At 63.0% G+C, this 21473-nt stretch carries 16 protein-coding genes; 8 read left to right on the plus strand and 8 right to left on the minus strand.

What is annotated here, in order from left to right:
- Positions 1-4 precede the first annotated feature (4 nt).
- Positions 5-1288, minus strand: a complete 1284-nt coding sequence (locus tag BLW71_RS33380) for a 4-aminobutyrate--2-oxoglutarate transaminase (protein ID WP_091807252.1) — start codon at positions 1286-1288, stop codon at positions 5-7.
- Between the two features lie 123 nt (positions 1289-1411).
- On the opposite strand from BLW71_RS33380, the gene pdxR reads away from it, so the two are divergent.
- Positions 1412-2917, plus strand: a complete 1506-nt coding sequence (gene pdxR, locus BLW71_RS33385) for a MocR-like pyridoxine biosynthesis transcription factor PdxR (RefSeq protein ID WP_091807254.1) — start codon at positions 1412-1414, stop codon at positions 2915-2917.
- A 15-nt stretch (positions 2918-2932) separates the two neighbouring features.
- On the opposite strand, the gene BLW71_RS33390 is transcribed toward pdxR, so the two are convergent.
- The 4 genes from BLW71_RS33390 to phnC all read right to left on the minus strand — a co-directional run bounded on the left by BLW71_RS33390 (position 2933) and on the right by phnC (position 6832).
- A complete protein-coding gene (locus BLW71_RS33390; RefSeq protein ID WP_091807256.1) occupies positions 2933-3769 on the minus strand; it encodes an EamA family transporter in 837 nt (278 codons plus the stop codon).
- Positions 3770-4068: 299 nt separating this feature from the next.
- Positions 4069-4911: a phosphonate ABC transporter, permease protein PhnE gene (phnE, locus tag BLW71_RS33400; RefSeq protein WP_091807260.1), complete on the minus strand. Its 843-nt coding sequence runs from the start codon at positions 4909-4911 to the stop codon at positions 4069-4071.
- A complete protein-coding gene (gene phnD / locus BLW71_RS33405; RefSeq protein WP_091807262.1) occupies positions 4908-5885 on the minus strand; it encodes a phosphonate ABC transporter substrate-binding protein in 978 nt (325 codons plus the stop codon). Before phnD ends, phnE begins: the two co-directional genes overlap by 4 nt.
- Positions 5886-5926: 41 nt before the next feature.
- Complete coding sequence (gene phnC, locus BLW71_RS33410; RefSeq protein WP_091807264.1) at positions 5927-6832, minus strand: phosphonate ABC transporter ATP-binding protein; 906 nt, start codon at positions 6830-6832, stop codon at positions 5927-5929.
- A 291-nt stretch (positions 6833-7123) separates the two neighbouring features.
- Between phnC and BLW71_RS33415 the strand changes: the two genes are divergently transcribed.
- From BLW71_RS33415 to BLW71_RS33430, 4 genes are all read left to right on the plus strand, one after another.
- A complete protein-coding gene (locus BLW71_RS33415; RefSeq protein ID WP_091807266.1) occupies positions 7124-8158 on the plus strand; it encodes a M14 family zinc carboxypeptidase in 1035 nt (344 codons plus the stop codon).
- Positions 8155-8955 (plus strand): alpha/beta fold hydrolase, encoded by an 801-nt coding sequence (locus BLW71_RS33420; protein WP_091807268.1) that lies wholly within the window; start codon positions 8155-8157, stop codon positions 8953-8955. The genes BLW71_RS33415 and BLW71_RS33420 overlap by 4 nt, the downstream gene beginning before the upstream one ends.
- A 156-nt stretch (positions 8956-9111) precedes the next feature.
- The gene (locus BLW71_RS33425; RefSeq protein WP_091807270.1) at positions 9112-13953 is read left to right on the plus strand and encodes an NAD-glutamate dehydrogenase; all 4842 of its coding nucleotides are present in this window, start codon (positions 9112-9114) and stop codon (positions 13951-13953) included.
- A 156-nt stretch (positions 13954-14109) separates the two neighbouring features.
- The gene (locus BLW71_RS33430; protein ID WP_091807272.1) at positions 14110-15015 is read left to right on the plus strand and encodes a cation diffusion facilitator family transporter; all 906 of its coding nucleotides are present in this window, start codon (positions 14110-14112) and stop codon (positions 15013-15015) included.
- A gap of 16 nt (positions 15016-15031) precedes the next feature.
- Here BLW71_RS33430 and BLW71_RS33435 read toward each other — a convergent pair whose 3' ends face one another.
- Complete coding sequence (locus BLW71_RS33435; RefSeq protein ID WP_091807274.1) at positions 15032-16012, minus strand: aldo/keto reductase; 981 nt, start codon at positions 16010-16012, stop codon at positions 15032-15034.
- Positions 16013-16273: 261 nt separating this feature from the next.
- Between BLW71_RS33435 and BLW71_RS33440 the strand changes: the two genes are divergently transcribed.
- Positions 16274-17347, plus strand: a complete 1074-nt coding sequence (locus BLW71_RS33440; protein ID WP_091807276.1) for a purine-nucleoside phosphorylase — start codon at positions 16274-16276, stop codon at positions 17345-17347.
- A 221-nt stretch (positions 17348-17568) separates the two neighbouring features.
- On the opposite strand, the gene BLW71_RS33445 is transcribed toward BLW71_RS33440, so the two are convergent.
- On the minus strand, positions 17569-17877 hold the full coding sequence (locus BLW71_RS33445) for a DUF4148 domain-containing protein (RefSeq protein ID WP_091807278.1): 309 nt from the start codon (positions 17875-17877) through the stop codon (positions 17569-17571).
- A gap of 235 nt (positions 17878-18112) precedes the next feature.
- On the minus strand, positions 18113-19117 hold the full coding sequence (locus tag BLW71_RS33450; RefSeq protein WP_091807280.1) for a LysR family transcriptional regulator: 1005 nt from the start codon (positions 19115-19117) through the stop codon (positions 18113-18115).
- 183 nt (positions 19118-19300) lie between these two features.
- Here BLW71_RS33450 and BLW71_RS33455 point away from each other — a divergent pair, with 183 nt between their 5' ends.
- Together BLW71_RS33455 and BLW71_RS33460 are read left to right on the plus strand one after the other, a co-directional pair.
- A complete protein-coding gene (locus BLW71_RS33455) occupies positions 19301-20155 on the plus strand; it encodes an alpha/beta hydrolase (protein ID WP_091809182.1) in 855 nt (284 codons plus the stop codon).
- A 55-nt stretch (positions 20156-20210) separates the two neighbouring features.
- Positions 20211-21461, plus strand: a complete 1251-nt coding sequence (locus tag BLW71_RS33460; protein WP_091807283.1) for an efflux RND transporter periplasmic adaptor subunit — start codon at positions 20211-20213, stop codon at positions 21459-21461.
- Positions 21462-21473 lie beyond the last annotated feature (12 nt).

Genomic DNA, 21473 nt, shown 5'->3' on the forward strand with positions numbered 1-21473 from the left:
ATCCTCAAGCCGCGATCGCGACGCTGTCTTTGATCACGTCGCCGAGAATTGCCATGGCTTCGTCGAAAACCGCGTCCTGAATCGTGAGCGGGAACAGGAAACGCACCACGTTCGAATAGACGCCGCACACCAGCAGCAGCAAGCCGCGTTCGAGCGCGCGAGTCTGCACGCGCTTGGTGAACTCCGCATCCGGCTCCGAGCTGCCTGCCTTGCAGAACTCGACGGCAACCATGCCGCCGGGGCCGCGCACGTCCGCGATCTGGGGCACTTCGCTTTGCAGCGCGATCAGCTTGGCCTTGACGCGGTCACCCAGGACTGTGGCGCGCTCGCACAGCTTCTCTTCGTCGATGATATCGAGCACCGCATGCGCGGCGGCAACGGCCAAAGGATTGCCCGCATACGTGCCGCCGAGGCCGCCAGGCGCGGCAGCATCCATCACGTCCGCGCGGCCGATCACGCCCGACAGCGGCATGCCGCCGGCAAGGCTCTTGGCGACCGTCATCAGATCGGGCACCACGTCGTAGTGATGCATGGCGAACAGCTTGCCGGTGCGTGCGAAACCGGTTTGGACTTCGTCGGCGATTAGCAGAATGCCGTGCTCATTGCACAGCTTGCGCAAGGCGCGCACGAATTCGGCCGGCGCCGGATAGAAACCGCCTTCGCCCTGAACCGGCTCGAAAATGATCGCGGCCACGCGCTTCGGATCGATGTCGGCCTTGAACAGGAATTCGATGGCCTTCAGCGAGTCGGCTGTGGTCACGCCGTGCAGCGGATTCGGGAACGGGGCGTGGAACACGTCCGACGGGAACGGGCCAAAGCCGATCTTGTACGGCGCGACCTTGCCGGTCAGCGCCATGCCCATCAACGTACGGCCGTGGAAACCGCCGGTGAAGGCGATCACGCCCGGGCGGCCGGTCGCGGCGCGGGCGATCTTGATCGCGTTTTCGACGGCTTCGGCGCCGGTCGTGAAGAACGCGGTTTTCTTCGGATGGTCGCCGGGCGCGCGCTCGTTGAGCTTCTCGGCCAGTTCGACATACGAAGCGTACGGCACGATCTGATACGCCGTGTGGGTGAAATGGTCGAGCTGATCGCGAATCGCGGCGACGATCTTCGGATGACGGTGGCCCGTGTTGCAGACGGCGATACCGGCCGCGAAGTCGATGAAACGGCGGCCCTCGACGTCCCACAATTCCGCGTTTTCAGCGCGCTCGGCGTAGAAATCGCACATCACTCCGACGCCGCGCGGTGTGGCAGCGTCTTTGCGGCTTTTCAGTTCGGCATTCTTCATGGTCATCTCCTTCGCTCCTCGGTTTTGCGGACGCCGCGCGCTCAGCGCAGCACATGCAGCGACTATAATGAGATTTGGCTCTTAACTTCAGAGCCATTTCAATAAAATTATAGGAGCCAATCCATGCGTGCGAGCGTTTTGTCCGACTGGCTGGCCCAGCGCCTCGACCGCGGCAATGGGCAGCCGATCTATCGCCAGCTGCATCGGCTCTTGCAGCAGGCGATCCTGTCGCGCGAACTGCCGCCGGGCAGCAAGGTGCCGTCGTCGCGTTTGCTGGCGCAGGAGTTGGGCATCGGGCGCAATACCGTCACGCAGGTGTACGAGCAACTCGTGCTCGAAGGCTATGTGAGTTCGGCGACCGGGCGTGGCACGTTCGTTGCCGACAGCGCCCCGGACGAGATCGTCGGCGTGCCCGATGCCGTGGCGCCCGACGTGCGGCCGGAGCCGCTGCCGCAGCAGGCGAGGCGAGCGCTTTCCACGCGCGGCGCGCGGCTGGTGGCGGGCGCGGGCGTGTCCAAGCGTCAGTGGGGCGCGTTCATGCCTGGCGTGCCGGACGTCACGAAATTTCCGGCGCGGGTGTGGAGCCGCTTGCACAACAAATATTGGCGCCGGCTGCGGCCGGACCTGCTCACGTACGCGCCGGGCGGCGGGCTGGCGTCTCTGCGGCACGCGCTGGCCGACTATCTGCGCACCTCGCGCTCGGTGCGCTGTACGCCGGAGCAGATCATCATCACGACCGGCATTCACCAGTCGGTCGACCTCGCCGTGCGCCTGTTGTCCGATCCGGGCGACGTGATCTGGACCGAGGATCCCTGTTATTGGGGCGTGCGTAGCGTGCTCCACGTGTCCGGCCTGCAATCGCGGCCGATCGCCGTCGACGAGGAAGGCATCAATCCTTCCGCCGACGACCTCGCGCAGCCGCCGAAGCTGATGCTCGTCACGCCTTCGCATCAATACCCGCTTGGCATGGTGATGAGTCTCGCGCGGCGCCGCATGCTGCTCGAATATGCGCGGCTGAACCAGTGCTGGATCATCGAGGACGATTACGACAGCGAATTCCGCTATGGCAGCCGGCCGCTCGCATCGTTGCAAGGGTTGGATACGTCGGGGCAGGTGATCTACGTGGGCAGCTTCGGCAAGACGCTGTTTCCGGGTTTGCGCATTGGCTACCTCGTCGTGCCGGAGGCGCTGGCGGAGAGCTTTGCCACCGCGAGCGCCGAGTTGTATCGCGAGGGGCAGCTGTTGCAGCAGGCGATGCTCGCGGAGTTCATTGCCGAAGGGCATTTCACGTCGCATATCCGCAAGATGCGCACGCTCTACGGACAGCGCCGCCAGACGCTGCTCGATGCCGCCGCGCAGCGTTACGGCGACGCGTTGCCGGCCGTGGGCGGCGACGCCGGCCTGCATCTGGTGATGCAGTTGCCCGAAGGCAGCGACGACCGGCGGGTGGCCGCCGCCGCGCTGGAGCGCAATATCGTGGTGCGGCCTTTGTCGGGGTACTACGCGCAGCCGTCGCTGGCGCCGTCGGGTTTGCTGATCGGCTACGCGTGCGTGCCGGATGAGGAGATCGCGCCGGCGTTCAATACGCTGGCCGATGCGATCGATGCGACGTTGCCGGAGTTTGCGTGAGGGAAGAACTCAAACTCAAGTCCTGATCAGCACCGCCCCCAACGTCACCAGCGCGCACGCAACGATACGCCGCGTGGTCAGCTTCTCGCGCATGAACAGCCAGCCGATCAGCACCGCGAAGATCGAGCTCATCTCGCGCAGCGCGGAGACCATCGCGATCGGCAGATAGCGGTAAGCCTCGATGATCAGGCAGTAAGCGCTCAACGCGAGCACGCCCGACGCCATGCCCTTGAACACCACGGCGCGGCCGATGAAAAGCCCTTTCGCGCCGCCGCGCCAATGCCAGGCGAGCAGAAACTGCGGGATATTCCAGATCAGATAGACCCACATGATGTAGCTCAGGCCATTGCCCGCCACGCGCGCGCCGATTCCGTCGACCACCGAATACGCGGAGATGAACAGGCCGGTCAGGAGCGCGAAGGGCACGCTCTCGCCGGAAAAGCGCATGCCGCGTCGAAACGCCAGCGAGACGATGCCGATCGACACCAGCGCGACGCCGATCGCGGCCAACGGCTTGAGCGCCTCATGGGCGAAGACCAGTGCGCCGACGAACACGAGCATCGGCGAAAGGCCGCGCGCAATCGGATAGATCTGCCCGAAGTCGCCGCTTTTATAGGCGCGAATCAGCGCCAGCAGATAACCGAATTCCAGCACGACCGATGCAAAGATGTACGGCCACGCCTGCGGCGCGGGCATGGGCAGTACGACCACGCCGACCGCGCTCACGGCGATATACGGAATCGCCATCATGCCGAGCAGCCAGACGCGATCTTCCGAAAGATGCAGGAACGCGTTCCACGTGGCGTGAAGCAGCGCGGAGAGCAGCACCAGCAAAACGACAAAGGTTTCCATCGAAGACCGGGAAGAGGGGAAGCGAAGGCCCGGGTTGCGGGCCGCAAGCCCGTGATTATTCCAGCAGAACGCCGGGATAGAGGAGTGGACGACTCGATTGGAGGGGTTTTATTTGGGGAAATGCGGCGATTTGTGGCGTCAAAGAGACGCCGCCCGGACGGGCCGGCAGCGCCGTACGCAGGTTGAACTGCAAACTGAAACGCGGCGCGACGCCGGGCGAGAAGTCGACGAAGCGCTGCTTCGTCAGACCCTCCCGCCGGGCCGTCACGCCGGGGCAACCTCATGAGACTTCTGTCACCTCAGGTCACGCGTTCACGCAGCCACGCGGACGCGAGGTCGATCACCGTCACGACCACGATCACCATGATCATCACCGCGGCGGTTTGCGCATAGTTGAACGAGCGGATCGCCTCGTACAACACCACGCCGATGCCGCCCGCGCCGACCATGCCGACCACCATCGCCGAGCGCACGTTCGATTCGAAGCGATATAACGCGTACGAGATCCACAACGGCAGCACTTGCGGCAACACGCCGTAGATGATTTCGTCGAGGCCAGTTGCTCCGGTCGCGCGCACGCCTTCGGCGGGGCGCGGATCGATGGCCTCGACGGCTTCGGCGAACAGCTTGGCGAGCACGCCCGTAGTGTGCACCCACAGCGCCAGCACGCCGGCAAATGGACCAAGTCCGACCGCCACGATGAACAGCATGGCGAAGACCATTTCATTGATCGCGCGGCACGCGTCCATCATGCGGCGCATGGGCTGCACGACCCACATCGGCGCGATATTGTGGGCGGACATCAGTCCGCACGGCACCGCGCACACGAGCGAGAGGGCGGTGCCCCACACCGCCACCGAGAGCGTCACATACATCTCGTGCAGATAGCTGCGCCATTCGGTGAAGTCGGGCGGAAAGAAGTCTTTGGCGAACTGGCCCATGTTGCCGGAGTCGCTCAGCAGATCCAGCGGGCGCATATCGGCGCCATGCCATGCGCCGCCCAACACTGCGAGCACGGCGATCCAGCCGAGCAGCGACAGCCAGCTGCGTTTGCCCGCAACCGGCGCGGGATGACTCGCCGCCTGCGCGGCGAGCGTTTCGCTCGCACGCGCAGGCGACGTGATCAGATCGACCGTGTTCATTGCTTCGATTGCGCGCTGTTCAGCGCGCTCAGCTTCGCGTCGAGCGCGGCCAACTGGGTCTTGCGATCGTCATCGGAGAGATGCGCGTCGCTCTCGATCTTCTGCTTCTGCTGGAACAACGCGACCTGGCGGATCGGCACCAACTGCGCATCCGAGGACGCCGCGAAGCCGCCGTAACCGGTAATCGCCGCCATCACTGCTTTTTCGTGCGGATCGGTCTTCGCATAGTTCAGGAAGAAGTTGCGCAGCTTGTCCTTGGTGGCTTGCGGCAGATCCTTGCGCCATACCAGCGGGTCCGACGGAATCAGCGGCGATTTCCACAGCACACGCACCTGCGCGAACTTGTCCGGATGCTCTTTCTTCAACGTGTCGAGCATCTCGGTGTTGTTGGTCGCGATGTCGATCTTGTTGTTCACCACGGCCAGCAGATTGGCTTCGTGGCTCGACGGCAGCACGGTCTTGAACGAGGTGTTGACCGGCGTATTGTGCTTGGCGAACAGGTAATAGCCGGGAATCAGCGTACCCGAGGTGGAGTTCGGGTCGCCGAAGCCGAGCGTGACGTCCTTTGTATTCTTGAACACATCGTCGAGCGTCTTGAAGCGGCTGTTCACATTCGTGATCAGCACGGAGTAGTAACCTGCGTCACCGTTCGCGTATTGGACCTTCGCGAATACCTCGCCTTGCGAACGGTCCACCGCCTCGATCGCCGACGCATTGCCGAAATAACCGACCTGTACCTTGTTAAAGCGCATGCCTTCGATAATGCCGGCGTAGTCCGTTGCAAAGAACGCTTTGATGTTCAGGCCGGTTTGCTTGTTCATGTCCTGAATCAGCGGCTCCCAGCGTTGTTTCAGCACCGAGGACGAATCGGTCGAAATGATGCCGAGGTTGATGTCCTCGGCGTGCGCGGTGGCGGCACCGGCGAAAGCAGCCGCGCCGACGGCCAGCGTGATCAACGAACGCAGGAATTTCATTGTTTGAGACCCGGTTGAGTTAGCAGAGTGGATGGACGCGCTCAGTTCGAGTGCGCCGGATTGAGAGCGAATGCATAGCGGCCCGAAGCGGGCGCGGCGTCCTGAAGCGGTGTGCTGCCGGCCGCGTGGCTAGTCTCGCTATCGTCCGCGCTGGGGGCGGATTCATCGAGCAGTTCGCTGGCGGCCTCGCCGTAAAGCGTCTTGAGCAAGGTTGGCGTGAGCGCGGCGGAAGGGCCGTCGTAGACTACCTTGCCGCGGCGCAGCGCAACCGTGCGCGGGCAATACTGCATCGCGATATCGACCTGATGCAGCGACACCAGCACCGTGAGTCGATGCTCGATGTTCAGCGTGCGCAGCATCTCCATCACGCGGCGCGACGACTCGGGGTCGAGCGACGCGATGGGTTCATCGGCGAGCACGATGCGCGCGCGTTGCACCAAGGCACGGGCGAGCGCCGCGCGCTGCTGCTGGCCGCCGGAGAGATTGGCGGCGCGTTCGCGCGCATGTTCGCCAATGCCGACTTCGTTGAGCGCGGCCATCGACAACGCCCGCTCGGCGCGCGGAAAACGCCCGCTGAGACGGCGCCACAACGGCAGTCGGGCGAGTGCGCCGATCAGCACGTTGCTTTCCACGGAGAGCCGGTTCACCAGATTGAATTGCTGGAACACGAAGCCGATATCGCGGCGAATGCTGCGCACTTCACGCACAATGCGCCCGTTCTGCTGAATCGGCCGCCCCAGAATAGCGATCTGCGACGGCTGCGCATCCGAAGCCGTGAAGCCCGCGATGTGACGCAGCAGCGTCGATTTGCCCGAGCCCGAGGCGCCGATCAACGCAACCATCTCGCCCGGTTCGACGCGCAGATCGATTTCGTCCAGCGCCTTGCGGCCGTTGCTGAACGTCTTGCTCAATCGTTCGATACGGATTGCTTCCCGAATTGCGTCCATAAGTACCCCTTGATGCATCCGGCCGCTGCCGGCATGTGTGGGGCTCATTCTAGGAAGCGTCTGTGACGGTTGAGTGAAGGCATCGCAACGTCTAGACGACTATATCTTCTCGTGTCTTTTTTGCGTCGCCAGAAAGGCAGAACGATGTCATTAGCTCAAGTGAAAAATGTCATGCGTGTGACACGATTCAGTTGTGTTGGCGACGCTTCAGCATGATCGCTCCGCACCAGGCTATATTGCGTCAATCGGTGTGCCGTCCCCAATAACCTTGCAATCCCTTTCGACGTCCTCATGCAGCCCCTGAGCTTCCTTCCCGACAGTTTTGCGGAGTACGAAGATCTCAGGGCGATCCTCGAGCAGGGCAGCGCGAGCTTCGCGATCCGCACAGTCTGCGAAACAACGGTGCGCGGCCGGCAATTTGCCATCCAGACCGCGAGCATTGGGTCCACCGACCCGCAGGCTCCGGCCATCGGCTTTTTTGGCGGCATTCACGGGCTCGAGCGGATCGGCTCGCAACTCGTGCTCGACTACATGCGCGCGCTGCTGGCGCGGCTCGAATGGGACGAACTGCTGGTGCGGCAATTGCAGTCGATTCGTCTGATCTTTATGCCGATCGTCAATCCGGGCGGCATGTGGGCGGCCACGCGTGCGAATCCGAACGGCGTCGATCTGATGCGCAACGCGCCACAGAATGCGGACGAACGCGTGCCGCTGCTGGCGGGCGGCCAGCGCGTGGGCGCGTGGCTGCCGTGGTATCGCGGCCGCATGGGTGCGCCGATGGAACCCGAGGCTGCCGCGCTGCTGCAGGTGGTGGAAACCGAACTGGCCGCGCGGCCGTTGAGCATTGCGCTCGATTGCCACTCGGGCTACGGCTGGAGCGACAGCATCTGGTTTCCGTACGCACGCACGCGCAAGCTGATGCCGCATTTGCCGGAAATGTACGTGTTGAAAACCATGTTCGAACGCGCGCATCCCCATCATGGCTACGCGTTCGAACCGCAGAGCCATCAATATCTGCTGCACGGCGATCTGTGGGACTTCGCCTACGATCGCGCGCCCGCTCCCAATGTCTTCCTGCCGATGACGCTCGAATTGGGCTCGTGGCTGTGGATCAAGAAAAACCCGCGTCAATTGTTTTCGCGTCAGGGCATGTTTAATCCGGTCAAGGCACATCGAACCGCGCGTGTGCTGCGGCGTCATGCGAACCTGCTCGACTTTCTGGCGCGCGCGGCGTTTTCGTCGCAACGCTGGCTGCCGCAAGGCCATCGTCGCGAGCAATTGCTGCAAAGCGCGATCGACCATTGGTATCAACCGGAAAGCCTATGAGCACGTGGATTCTGCTGCGCGGACTCACGCGCGAAATCCGCCACTGGGGCCGCTTGCCCGGCTTGCTGCAGGGCGCCGTCAATGACGTGCCCTGGCAAACGGGCGCGCCTGCCCGGCTGCTGCTGCTCGATCTGCCGGGCAACGGCGAATTCGCGCATTTGCGCGCGCCGTCGACGGTCGCCGAGATGGTCGGCTTCGTGCGAAATGCTGCTTTGCAAAGCGGTTTGCCGGGCCCGTATTGCGTGCTGGCGATGTCGCTCGGCGGCATGGTGGCGACGGACTGGGCGCAGCGGCATCCCTACGAAATCGAACGGCTGGTGCTCATCAATACGAGCATGCGGCCGTTCAGCCAGATGCAGGAGCGGTTGCGTCCTTCTGCGTGGCCGGGCCTGTTGGGCGTGGCCGCGCGCTGGCGCGACGCGCCGCGCGCGGAACACGGCATTCATCGCCTGACGTGCAATAACGTGCAGACGCTGGGCGACGATCTCGATACATGGAGCCGGATTCGCCGCAGCGCGCCCGTGAGCCGTGGCAATGCGTTGCGGCAACTCTGGGCCGCGGCACGTTTTACTGCAGGCACGGCGCGGCCGGAATGCCCTGTGCTGATTCTTTATTCGCGGGCCGACAAACTGGTCGACCCGGTGTGCTCGGCGAAGCTCGCGGCGGCGTGGGGCGCTTTGCACTGCGAGCACCCGTGGGCCGGGCACGATCTGCCGCACGACGACCCCGTGTGGACTGGCGAGCAGGTCCGCGCATGGCTCGGCGAAGAGCATGCGGTGCCCAAAGCCGTGCTCTGAGCGGCGCGATCCTACGTTGCGGCGCGGCGAACGTCAGCGGGTATAACCTAAGTGCGGTCATCCTTCGCATCATGGTCGGCAGGTGCATAATTCCCCTTCAGACGATGCATGCGAATCAAGCGATACTCGCCATTGCCTCCAGCCGGGGAGTTGATCATGCAAGCAAAGAACGAAGAAGCTGTCACGCACTTGCTGAACGATGTCGTCGAATTTGCGCGAGGGCGCCTGCCCGAACCCACCTTCAAGGTCGTCGAGCCTTTTCTGCGGCACTACTACGATTTCGTCGACGCCGACGATCTGCAAAGCCGTTCGATCGCCGATCTCTACGGCGCGGCGCTTGCGCACTGGCAAACGGCGCAGCGTTTCGTACCCGGCGCCGAGCGCTTGCGCGTCTATAACCCGATTCTCGAGCAGCATGGCTGGCACTCCGATCACACGGTGATCGAGATCGTCAATGACGACATGCCGTTTCTGGTCGATTCGGTGTCGATGGCGGTCAACCGGCATGGGCTCGCGCTGCATTCCGTCGTGCATCCGGTGTTTCGCATCTGGCGTACGCCCGACGGCAGCATCGCGCGGGTGAGCCAGGGCGCCGAAGAAGCCACTGACACGCGTTCGCAGTTGACCTCGTTCATCCACTTCGAAGTGGACCGTTGCGGCGATGCCGCAAAACTCGACGCGCTGCGCGATGACATCGCGAGGGTATTGCGCGACGTGCGGGCGGCGGTGGAGGACTGGCCGAAAATCGTCGAACTCGCGCGCAGCACGATCAAAGGCATGAAAGCCGGTGAGGCGGGCCCGGAAGGTCTGGAAGCGCGCGCGTTTCTCGAATGGATGGTGGCCGATCATTTCACCTTTCTCGGCCAGCGCGATTACGAACTGGTGCAGCACGATATCGGCTACGGTCTGCGCGCGGTGCCGGGCTCGGGCCTGGGCATTCTGCGCGACGCGCTACGGCCCGTCGCCACCGCCGAAGTCACGCCTTTGCCGCCGGCTGCGGTCGAAATCATTTCCGCTACGTCGCCGATCTTTCTCACCAAGGCCAATTCGCGGGCCACTGTGCACCGGCCGGGCTATCTGGACTATGTCGGCATCAAGCTGACCGATGCCAACGGCAAGGTGACCGGCGAGCGGCGTTTCATCGGTCTCTATACGTCCACCGCGTATTTCGTGTCGGCCTCGGAAATTCCGATCGTGCGGCGCAAATGCGCGAATATCGTGCGGCGTGCCGGTTTCCTGGCAAAAGGTCATCTCGCGAAATCGCTCCTCACGGTGCTCGAAACCTATCCGCGCGACGAACTTTTTCAGGCCGAAGAGGATCAGCTCTACGACATCGCGCTGGGTGTGCTGCGCTTGCAGGAGCATCAGCGCACGCGTCTGTTCGTGCGGCGAGACCGTTTTGACCGTTTCGTGTCGTGCCTCGTGTTCGTGCCGCGCGACAAGTACAACACCGATCTGCGCCAGCGTATTGCCAATCTGCTGGCCGACGCGTTCAACGGCGAGAGCGTCGAGTTTACGCCGCTGCTTTCGGAGTCGACGCTCGCGCGCATTCACTTCGTCGTGCATGCGAAGCCAGACGGTATGCCCAATGTCGATACGCGCGAGCTGGAAGCGCGGCTCGTGCAGGTCGCGCGCCGCTGGCAGGACGATCTCGCCGATGCGTTGCTCGACGCTTTCGGCGAAGAGCAGGGCAACCGCTTGCTGCAACACTACGGCGATTCGTTTCCAGCCGGCTATCGCGACGATTATCCGGCCCGCACGGCGGTGCGCGATATCGAACTGATCGAACGCGTGCAAGGCAGCGAGCGGCTCGCCATGAACCTGTACCGCCCAATCGAATCGGGTCCGCGTGCATTCCGCTTCAAGGTGTATCGCGCGGGTCTGCCGATCGCCCTGTCACGCAGTTTGCCGATGCTCGAACACCTCGGCGTACGCGTGGATGAAGAGCGCCCCTATCTGATCGAGGCATTGGGCGCGACGCCGGCGTGGATTCACGACTTCGGCCTCGAACTCGCCGACGACGCGGAATTCGATATCGAACGTGTCAAGGATCTCTTTGAAGAAGCGTTCGAGCAGGTATGGACCGGAGCGATCGAGAGCGACGACTTCAATCGCCTCGTCTTGCGGGCCCAACTGAATGCGCGCGAGGTAACGATACTGCGTGCCTACGCCAAATATCTGCGGCAAGTGGGATCGACCTTCAGCGATGCCTATATCGAACGCGCGGTGACCGGCAATCCGGCCATTGCGCGGATGCTGGTCGAGTTGTTCGTGGCCCGCTTCGACCCGGTGTTGGGCGAAACGCGCGAGGCGCGCGTCGACGGCTGGCTGCACACGATCGACAGCGCGCTCGATCAGGTGCCGAATCTCGACGAAGACCGGATACTGCGGCAGTTTCTCGGCGTGATCAAAGCGACACAGCGCACGAACTACTATCGCTTCGACGCGGACGGTCATCCAAAACCGTATCTGTCCTTCAAGTTCAACCCTGCGCTCGTGCCCGGCTTGCCCGAACCGAAACCGATGTTCGAAATCTGGGTCTACTCGCCGCGCGTTGAAGGCGTGCATTTGCGCGGCGGACGCGTGGCGCGCGGTGGTTTGCGCTGGTCGGACCGGCGCGAGGACTTTCGCACGGAAGTGCTCGGCCTGATGAAGGCGCAGATGGTGAAGAACGTGGTGATCGTGCCGGTGGGTTCCAAAGGCGGCTTCGTGGTGAAGAATCCGCCGCCGCAGACCGAACGCGACGCGTGGATGCGCGAAGGTATCGCGTGCTATCAGACCTTCCTGCGCGGCCTGCTCGATCTGACCGACAACCTCGCGGGCACGGCCGTGGTGCCGCCGCCCGACGTGGTACGTCACGATCCCGACGATCCCTATCTGGTGGTCGCCGCCGACAAAGGCACGGCCACCTTCTCCGACTACGCGAACGCGATCTCGCAGGAATATGGCTTCTGGCTCGACGACGCGTTCGCATCGGGCGGCTCGGTCGGTTACGACCACAAGAAAATGGCCATCACGGCGCGCGGCGCATGGGAGTCGGTCAAGCGGCACTTCCGCGAAATGGGCGTAGATACCCAGACCATGGACTTCACGGTGGTGGGCGTCGGCGACATGTCGGGCGACGTGTTCGGCAACGGCATGCTGCTGTCGCCGCATATCAAGCTGGTGGCCGCGTTCGATCATCGGCATATCTTTCTCGATCCGAGTCCTGATCCGGCGGTCAGTCTTGCCGAACGGGGGCGATTGTTCATCCTCGATCGTTCGAGTTGGGCCGACTACGATCCTGCGTTGATCTCGGCGGGTGGCGGCGTGTTTCCGCGCAGCGCCAAGACGATTCCGCTCTCGCCGGCCGTGCAGTCGGTGCTCGGCATCAGCGCACCGGCGCTCGCGCCCGCTGAATTGATGCGCGCGATTCTGCAGGCGCCGGTCGATCTGCTGTACAACGGCGGTATCGGCACCTATGTGAAAGCGAGCCGCGAAACGCATCTGCAGGTCGGCGACCGCGCCAACGACGCGATCCGCGTCAACGGTGCCGACTTGCGTTGCAAGGTCGTGGCCGAAGGCGGGAATCTCGGCCTGACGCAACTCGGGCGCATCGAATTCGCGCAGCGTGGCGGCCGTATCAATACCGATGCGATCGACAATTCCGCGGGCGTCGACTGCTCGGACCACGAGGTCAACATCAAGATTCTGCTGGGACTGGTCGTGACCGACGGCGAGATGACGGAGAAGCAGCGCAACGCGCTGCTCGCTGAAATGACCGACGAGGTCGGCCTGCTCGTGTTGCAGGACAACTACTACCAGACGCAGGCGCTGTCGATCGCCGGCCGTTACGGCGTCGAATTGCTCGATGCGGAAGCGCGTCTGATGCGCTACCTCGAACGGACCGGGCGTCTGAATCGCGTCATCGAGTTTCTGCCGACCGATGAGGAAGTCGCCGAGCGACAGGCCGCGAAACAGGGGCTCACCACGCCGGAGCGCGCGGTGCTGCTCGCGTACAGCAAGATGTGGCTGTACGACGCGTTGCTCGACTCGTCGATGCCCGAAGACCCGCTCGTCGCCGACATGCTGGTGGAGTATTTTCCGAAGCCGCTGCGGCAGCGCTTTAGCGTGCCGATGCAACGCCACCCGCTGCGCCGCGAAATTCTCGCGACGCATTTGACCAATGCCCTGGTGAATCGGGTGGGCTGCGAATTCGTGCACCGGCTGATGGAAGAAACCGACGCCCAGCCGGGTGACATCGTGCGAGCCTGCATCATGGCGCGCGACGTGTTCGATCTCGACCACGTCTGGCGCAGTATTGACGCGCTCGACAACCGCGTTGCCGACGACGTTCAGGCGCGCATGTTCGTCGAAGTCGCGCGCCTGGTGGAGCGTTCCGCGCTGTGGTTCCTGCGGCAATTGCAGTCGGGCGCGGTCAACGCAGGCGACGTGGCCGGCCTGCTCGCGCGCTGCCGCGACGCAGCGCAACGCCTAGCGCCGCAATGGCCGGCGCTGTTGCCGGGCGCCGACCTCGAAGCGCTCTCCGAACGGCAGCGCGTGTTCGTGGATGCCGGCGTGGATAGTGAACTGGCGGTGCGGATCGCGAGCGGCGAAATCTCCGCCGCGTTGCTCGACATCGCCGAAGTCGCGTCGACCTGCGGGCGCAGTCTCGAACTGGTGGCGGGCGTGTATTTCGCGCTCGGCACGCTGCTCAATTCCAGCTGGATCAGCGAGCGCGCGGCTGCTTTGCCGGTGCCCACGCACTGGGACATGCTGGCGCGCGCGACAGCGCTGGCCGAACTCGCACGTCTCAAACGCGCGTTGACCACGAGCGCGCTCGCCGGTGCCGACGAAGCATCCACACCGGACGCACTCGTCGAAGCATGGCGTGAGAAGCGCATCGCGCAACTGGAGCGCTACGCACGACTGCTGGCGGATCTGCGGGCCACGGGCGGCGCGAGCCTTTCGATGTTACTGGTGATCGTGCGCGAAATGGCGGCGCTCGAACGAGTCTGACGCGGCATTCGGCGCGCCAAAGGCGGCGTTCTCGAGTACAGGCAGGGGCACGGTGCAAATCGCACTGGGGTTGGACGCATGGCGCCCGGCATGGCCATAATACGGGCTGTTGCCAACCGAAAGCTCTTTGCAAACTCACGGACGCCCGCCACGACGATGAAAGAAGAATCGCCGAAAGCCATTTTCTATGCGCTCGCCGCCAACCTCGGCATCGCCATCTGTAAGTTCGCTGCTGCCACATTCACCGGTTCCGGCTCGATGTTCGCCGAGGCCATTCACTCGACCGCCGACTGCGGCAATCAACTGCTGCTGCTATTCGGACTGCGCGAAGCGCGTAAGCCGGCGAGCCCGCTGCATCCCATGGGCAGCGGGCGCGAGATCAACTTCTATTCGCTGCTGGTCGCGCTGCTGTTGTTCTTTGTCGGCGGCGCGTTCTCGGTCTATGAGGGCGTGCATCGTCTGTTCGTGCACGAGCCTCTGCAGTATGCGTATGTGGCGCTGGTAGTGCTCGGCGTGTCCGTGGTCCTCGAGGCGCTTTCCCTGTGGGGCGCGGTGAAGGAAATCCGCAAGACGCATCCCGACAAGAACATGTGGCGCTGGTTTCGCGAGACGCGCGAGTCCGAACTGCTCGTGGTGGCGGGCGAGGACATCGCCGCGCTCGCGGGCCTGGCGATGGCCTTCGTTGCCGTGCTGCTTACGCTCGTGACCGGCAATCCGGTCTATGACGCGCTCGGCTCTATCGGCGTCGGCCTGCTGCTGATGTTGATCGCATGGCTGGTGGCGCGCGAAGTAAAGTCGATGATCGTTGGCGAATCGGCGAGCCCCGAGGTGCGGCGAGCGATCGAGGCACATCTGCGCGGGCGCACCGAGATTCGCAGCATCATCAATATGATCACGCTGCAATGGGGCCGGCATGTCGTGGTGGCCGTGCAGGCGGAAATGATCGACTACGCAAGCGGGCGCGCGATGATCGATGCGATCAACGTAATCGAAGAGGACTTGCAGACCACGTTTCCACAAGTCCGCTGGGTGTTTTTCGAACCGGACGTGCCGCGCGTTTGAGCGGCACGCGCGCCGCTTACTTGAACCCGGTCACCGCGTGCGGCACGTACAGCTCCTCGAGGCGGCCGATTTCCTCCGCGCTCAAGTTCAATGAGAGCGCGGCCACCGCATCGTCGAGATGATGCAGTTTGGTTGCGCCGACGATCGGCGCGGTGATCGGCTTTTTCTGCAACACCCACGCTAGCGCGACTTGCGCGCGCGGCACGCCGCGCTTGTTGGCGATCTGGCTGACCCGTTCGACAATCCGCCGATCCGCGTCCTCCGTGTGCGCATAGAGCGTACGGCCGAATTCATCGGTTTCGGAGCGCGCGCTTTCCGTGTTCCAGTCACGCGTCAGGCGGCCGCGCGCGAGCGGGCTCCACGGAATCACACCGATCCCCTCGCTCTCGCATAGCGGCAACATTTCGCGCTCTTCCTCGCGGTAGAGCAGATTCACGTAGTTCTGCATCGTCACGAAGCGCGTCCAGCCGTTGCGCTCGGCCACGTGCAGCGCCTTCGCGAACTGCCACGCATACATAGACGATGCGCCGATATAGCGCGCCTTGCCGGCCTTCACGACATCGTGCAGCGCTTCCATGGTTTCTTCGATCGGCGTGCCATAGTCCCACCGATGGATCTGGTACAGGTCCACGTAATCCGTGCCGAGGCGCCTGAGGCTGTTATCGATTTCCGCCATGATGGCCTTGCGCGACAGGCCTGCGCCGTTCGGGCCCGGATGCATGCGGCTATTCACCTTGGTGGCGAGCACGATCTCGTCGCGCTTCGCAAAGTCCTTCAGCGCGCGGCCGACGATTTCCTCGCTCGTGCCGTCGGAATAGACATTCGCGGTATCGAAGAAATTGATGCCGTGATCGAGCGCCTGCTTGATGAAGGGCCGCGCGGCCTCATCGTCGAGCGACCAGGGATGAGTGCCGCGAGACGGCACACCATAGCTCATGCAGCCGAGACAAAGACGCGATACATCGAGGCCGGTACGGCCGAGTTTCACATAGTCCATCGTGGTGCTCCTGCTGTTAACTGCACAAACCCGGTGCGCGCCCGAGTGAGTTGCCCTCGGGCGCGCTGCGGACGCCCGATTATAGGAAAACGGCGAAAAGCGTGTGCGGAGCCGATTCGCATAGCTGCGCGGCGGCGTGCGGAAACGTGAACCGATAGTGCATCGTGTAGTGGAAAATAATTTCTTCGCACCTATACTTCTTTCGGCTTGAAAGCAGCACTCTCTCCCAACCTGCATCACAAGCAAAAAAGGAAGATCACGATGCTGACTCGTTCACTCGGCGCTAGTGCCGCCATTACACTCGCGGCATGTGCGGCCTTTTCGTCCGGACCGGCGAGTGCGGACGACAACGACGGTTTCTCGCATGACGACGGCGGCTCGCGAGGGCGGCCCGTCAAGGTGATGATCATTTCGATGTTCGGGCCGGAAGGGCAGGTGTGGCTCGACAACCTCGGGCCCTGGCGCGACATCGCCGTGGACGGTTTGTCGCCCGATTACCCGACGGTCCATTGCAACAAGCAGGACGTGTGCGTGATGACCACCGGCATGGGGCACAGCAACGCTGCTGCGTCGATCATGGCGTTGACGTTCTCGCCGCGTTTCGATTTGCGGCATACCTACTTCATGGTGGCCGGTATTGCGGGGATCGATCCGCAGCAGGGAACGGTCGGGTCCGCAGCTTGGGCGAAGTATCTGGTCGACTTCGGGATTCAGTGGGAGATAGACGGGCGTGAAATTCCACCCGGCTGGACGACGGGCTACCTCGGCATCAATACCACGAGTCCTACCGCCAAGCCGCCGCTCGACTACCGCACTGAAGTATTCCAGTTGAACACCCGGCTCGCGGACACGGCGTTCGCCTTGTCGCGTAGCGTGACGTTGTCCGATAACGTGCAGGCTCAGGCCGCGCGGGCCAAGTATTCGTATGCGCCCGCCAATCGGCCGCCCACTGTGATTCAGTGCGACACGCTGGCAGGCGATACCTGGTGGTCAGGCACGTTGCTCGGGCAGCGCGCGCGCGACTGGACCAAGATCCTGACCGATGGCAAGGGCGTCTACTGCACGACGCAGCAGGAGGATAACGCCACTTACGAGGCGCTCAAACGCGCGGCCTCGGTCCATAAGGTGGATTTGAATCGCGTCGCCGTGCTGCGGGCCGGCTCCGATTTCGACCGCCCGTACGATGGACAGACGAGCGCGGACAACCTGCTGAACTACGCTGCGCAAGGCGGCTTTACGATCGCTATCCAGAACCTGTTCCTCTCGGGCAATCCGCTCGTGCAGGATATCGCCACCCATTGGGGCGAGTGGCGCGACGGCGTGCCCAAGCGCTAGGCGTCTTCAAATGCGTGTGTACCCGCGCACAGGATCCGCGGGTACGTGCCGCTACTTTCGACACTTAGTGCTGCGGCGCGCGGTACGGCGTCCACACTGGCGTGTCAGTATCCCAATGGTCGAGTTCAGAGGGGGTCATGATGTGCTCCTTTTTGAAGAGTGCATGAAAGCGCCGCAATGACTATTTCTTTTGGAAACCGAATCATTGCAACAGGTTCGTTTTACTGTCCGTCGGCCACGCGTGTGACGTCGCCGTTGCTGCCTTCCTGCAATGCGATCCGTGCAGCCTGCGTCTGACCGATCAGGCCTTTGTTCGGATAGGTCGTACGATTCAGAGCGGGCAGCGAACCATCGCGATAGGCCGCGACGAGTTCCGCCTTCACTTCTTCACGCGTTTTCGCGCTGGTGGTCGGCGTGGGTTGTGTTTCATAAGTGCCGGCGCGGCCAATGCCGCCGCTGCTGCTTTGGGCAAACACCGGAGCGCTCGCGAGCAGCGAAAGAGCCAGGCCTGCCAAGAGATTGCGTTTCATGATTCACTCCTGTCGATTCGTTTGCAGCACTAGCGGCGCTGCGACAGGGTGAAATGTAGACTTTGAGGCAGGGCGGATAAATCGCACTTTCGCGAAATGAATTGTCGTGTTTCCAGAACAATCGCGAAAACGCTGCGTTAAACCGTAGTAATTACGGTGCTGGATAAGCAAACCGCGGCATTAGAGCCGCGGTTGGAATTCACTGTTTCAGAATCTGTACTTCAAGCCGAGTCGATCACGCGACCCATTCCGTTATCACCGGCGTGTCGAGACTCGGTGCCGACTCGCGTTCTTCGAAAGTGCGCATCGTACAGGTTGCGTCGAGACTGCCGCGTCCGCTCAGCAACGGGCAACGGTCGAACAACTCCGCGATCCAGTCTACGAAAACGCGGACTTTAGGCGACAGATGCCGGCTGTGCGGATAGACTGCGGAAATCGGCATCGGCAAAGGTTTCAGCTCCGGCAGGACTTCCACCAGTTGGCCCGAACGCAGATGCGGCAGCACCATGAAGAGCGCCGGCTGAATCAGTCCGAAGCCTTCCAACCCGCACGTCACGTAGGCATCGGCGTCGTTCACCGACACGATGCTCTTCATTTTCACTTCGACTTCTTTGCCGTCAACCATGAAGGCCCAATCGAGCGTGCGCCCCGTGCGGCTCGAAAAGTAATTGACTGCTTTGTGATTCTCCAGGTCTTCGAGCGAAGTGGGCATGCCCGCGCGCCCGATGTAATCGGGGGCCGCGCAGGTCACGCCCTCGAACAAACCGATACGGCGTGCCACTAGCGAGGAATCCTGTAGCGCGCCAACCCGCACCACGCAGTCCACGCCTTCCTGCAACAGATCCACCGGCCGGTCCGTCAGGCCGAGTTGCAGGTCGATGTCCGGATAGCGCGTGTGGAATTCACACAGCGAAGGAATCACCAGCAGGCGGCCAATCGACCCCGGCATGTCGATGCGCAGCTTGCCGTGCGGCTTTTTATTGCCGCTTTGAAAACTGGCCTCGGTTTCTTCAACGTCCGCAAGGATACGCACGCAGCGTTCGTAGTACGCCGCGCCGTCCGGCGTGAGCGACAGGCGCCGCGTGGTCCGATGCATCAGACGCGTGCCGAGGAACGCTTCGAGGTTCTGAATAATCGTGGTAACCGATGCGCGCGGCAGGTCGAGCGTTTCCGCTGCGCGGGTAAAGCTGTTGGTGTCGACGACACGTGTGAACACTTGCATGGCCTGAAGCCGGTCCATTGCAGACCTCCAATAGGGGCGGGCGCACCGAGCAGGAATGGACTCCACCGCGAATCCGCAGACAATCGCATTCGATTGTTCAGGGGCGCCGAATTGTGTTGCCGGATTATAGGCATTTATTTACGAGTCTGCTGAACCCACAATTCGCACCATTGAAGTTCTATGCGCATTGCGCGGCTCGACATGGAAGCATTTAAACCGCCGTACTCCTTCGTGCCCACTGGCAGCGAGCCGGCAGAGGCCGACAGCACGGCACTGGAAGTCACTGACGTGCAGATCGAAGGACACGCGCAGGACATCACGTTACGCCTGTACCGGCAGGCAAAAAAAACCGCATTGCCGGTACTGCTTTATTTCCACGGTGGTGGATTTACGAAGGGATCGATCGAACAGGCCGATTACGCCTCGCGTTATTTCGCAGAACACTTACCGGCTCTCGTCGTGTCGGTGGGCTATTCGCTCGCGCCGCAGTTTCCGTTTCCGGCCGCGCCTGAAGACGCGCACCGCGCGGCGCTGTGGGTGCAAACGCGAGCGCGTGCATTCGGCGGCAACAGCAAGAAGGTGGGTGTGGCCGGTCACGATGCGGGCGGCCAGCTGGCCAATTGCCTCGCCTTTATTGCGCGCGATCGTGGCGACGTGCGCATTTCCGCGCAGGCGCTGTTCGGGCCGATGCTCGATCCGAGCCTCACGCGCCTGGGTGACGAAAAGCGCCTCGGTTCGGACATTACCGCGAAAGAGTGCGCGGCGTGTTATCGCGCGTATCTGCCGCAAGCGTCGCAGCGCATGCATCCGTATGCCGCGCCGCTCGAATCGTCGCGCCTCGCGGGGCTGCCCGCCACGCTGATCGCGACGGCGCAAAACGACGTGCTGCACGTGGAAGCGGAGAAATACGCCAGCAGTCTGATCGACGCCGGAGTGCTGACCCAGGTGGTCCGCTATCCGAGTGTGTCGCATGCCGCGTTGGCCGATCATCCGCCCGCCTTGCAGGAAGCGGTGCGATTTTTTCAGTGGCGTTTCGACGCGCGCGCCCATCGATAGAACAGAAATAAGCAGAAACAAGCAGAACTTTGATCAACGATACCGGGAGCTTCACATGACTATCCTTCCTCTTTCCCGTCGCCGTGTGGCGATTGCCGCACTCGTCGTCATCGCCGTGGCCGGGCTGGGCACGTTCGGCGCGATCCGCGTGGATGCGAGTTCGCCCGCCGCGCCGACCATCGTGCCGGAAGTCGATGTCGCCACCGTCGTGCAGAAAACCATCACCGATTGGCAAAGCTATTCGGGCCGTCTCGAAGCCGTCGAGAAAGTGGACGTGCGATCGCAGGTGCCGGGCACCATCGTGTCCGTCAACTTCAAGGACGGCGCGCTCGTGAAGAAAGGCGACACGCTGTTCGTGATCGACCCGCGTCCGTATGCCGCCGAAGTGGATCGCGCCGAAGCGCAGCTTGCCGCCGCGCAGGCACGCACGGGCTACACCCAAAGCGATTGGGAGCGCGCGCAACGTTTGATCGCCGACAACGCGATCGCCAAGCGCGACTACGACGAGAAGCAGAACGCCGCGCGTGAAGCGAGCGCGAACCTGAAGGCCGCGCAAGCCGCGCTCGAAACCGCCCGCATCAATCTCGGCTACACGAAGATCGTCGCGCCGGTGTCGGGCCGCGTCTCGCGTGCGGAAATCACGGTGGGCAACGTGATTTCGGCGGGCGCCAGCGCGGCGCCGCTCACCACGCTGGTGTCGGTTTCGCCGATCTACGCGTCGTTCGACGCGGACGAACAGACCTATCTGCAATACCTGAGCCGCGCGAAAGACGGCAGCAAGGTGCCGGTGGAACTCGGTCTCGCGGACGAGAGCGGCTACTCGCGCAGCGGCGTGATCGAGTCGGTGGACAACCGGCTCGACACCTCGTCGGGCACGATCCGCGTGCGCGCGCGTTTCGACAACCAGGATGGTGCACTGATTCCCGGTCTGTATGCGCGCGTGAAGGTCGGCGGCAGCGAACCGCACCCTGCGCTGTTGATCGACGACGCCGCGGTGGGCACCGATCAGGACAAGAAATTCGTGCTGGTGGTGGACGCGGGCAATCACGTCGTCTATCGCGAGATCGCGGTAGGCGGCATGCAGGGCAATCTGCGTGTGGTGAAGGGCGGCCTGAAAGCCACCGACCGGATCGTCGTGAACGGCATCCAGCGTGTGCGTCCTGGCGATGCGGTGCGCGCCCATATGGTGCCCATGACGACCGATCAGGATCCGAACAGCGCGCCGCTTGCACAGACGCAATCGCAGCCGAAAGCGCAGCCACAGGCGCAAGCGCAGACGCGCACCAAAGCGGACAAGAACTCGTGAGCCTCGCGCGCC

The sequence above is a fragment of the Burkholderia sp. WP9 genome, assembly GCF_900104795.1.
Taxonomy (GTDB): Bacteria; Pseudomonadota; Gammaproteobacteria; order Burkholderiales; family Burkholderiaceae; genus Paraburkholderia.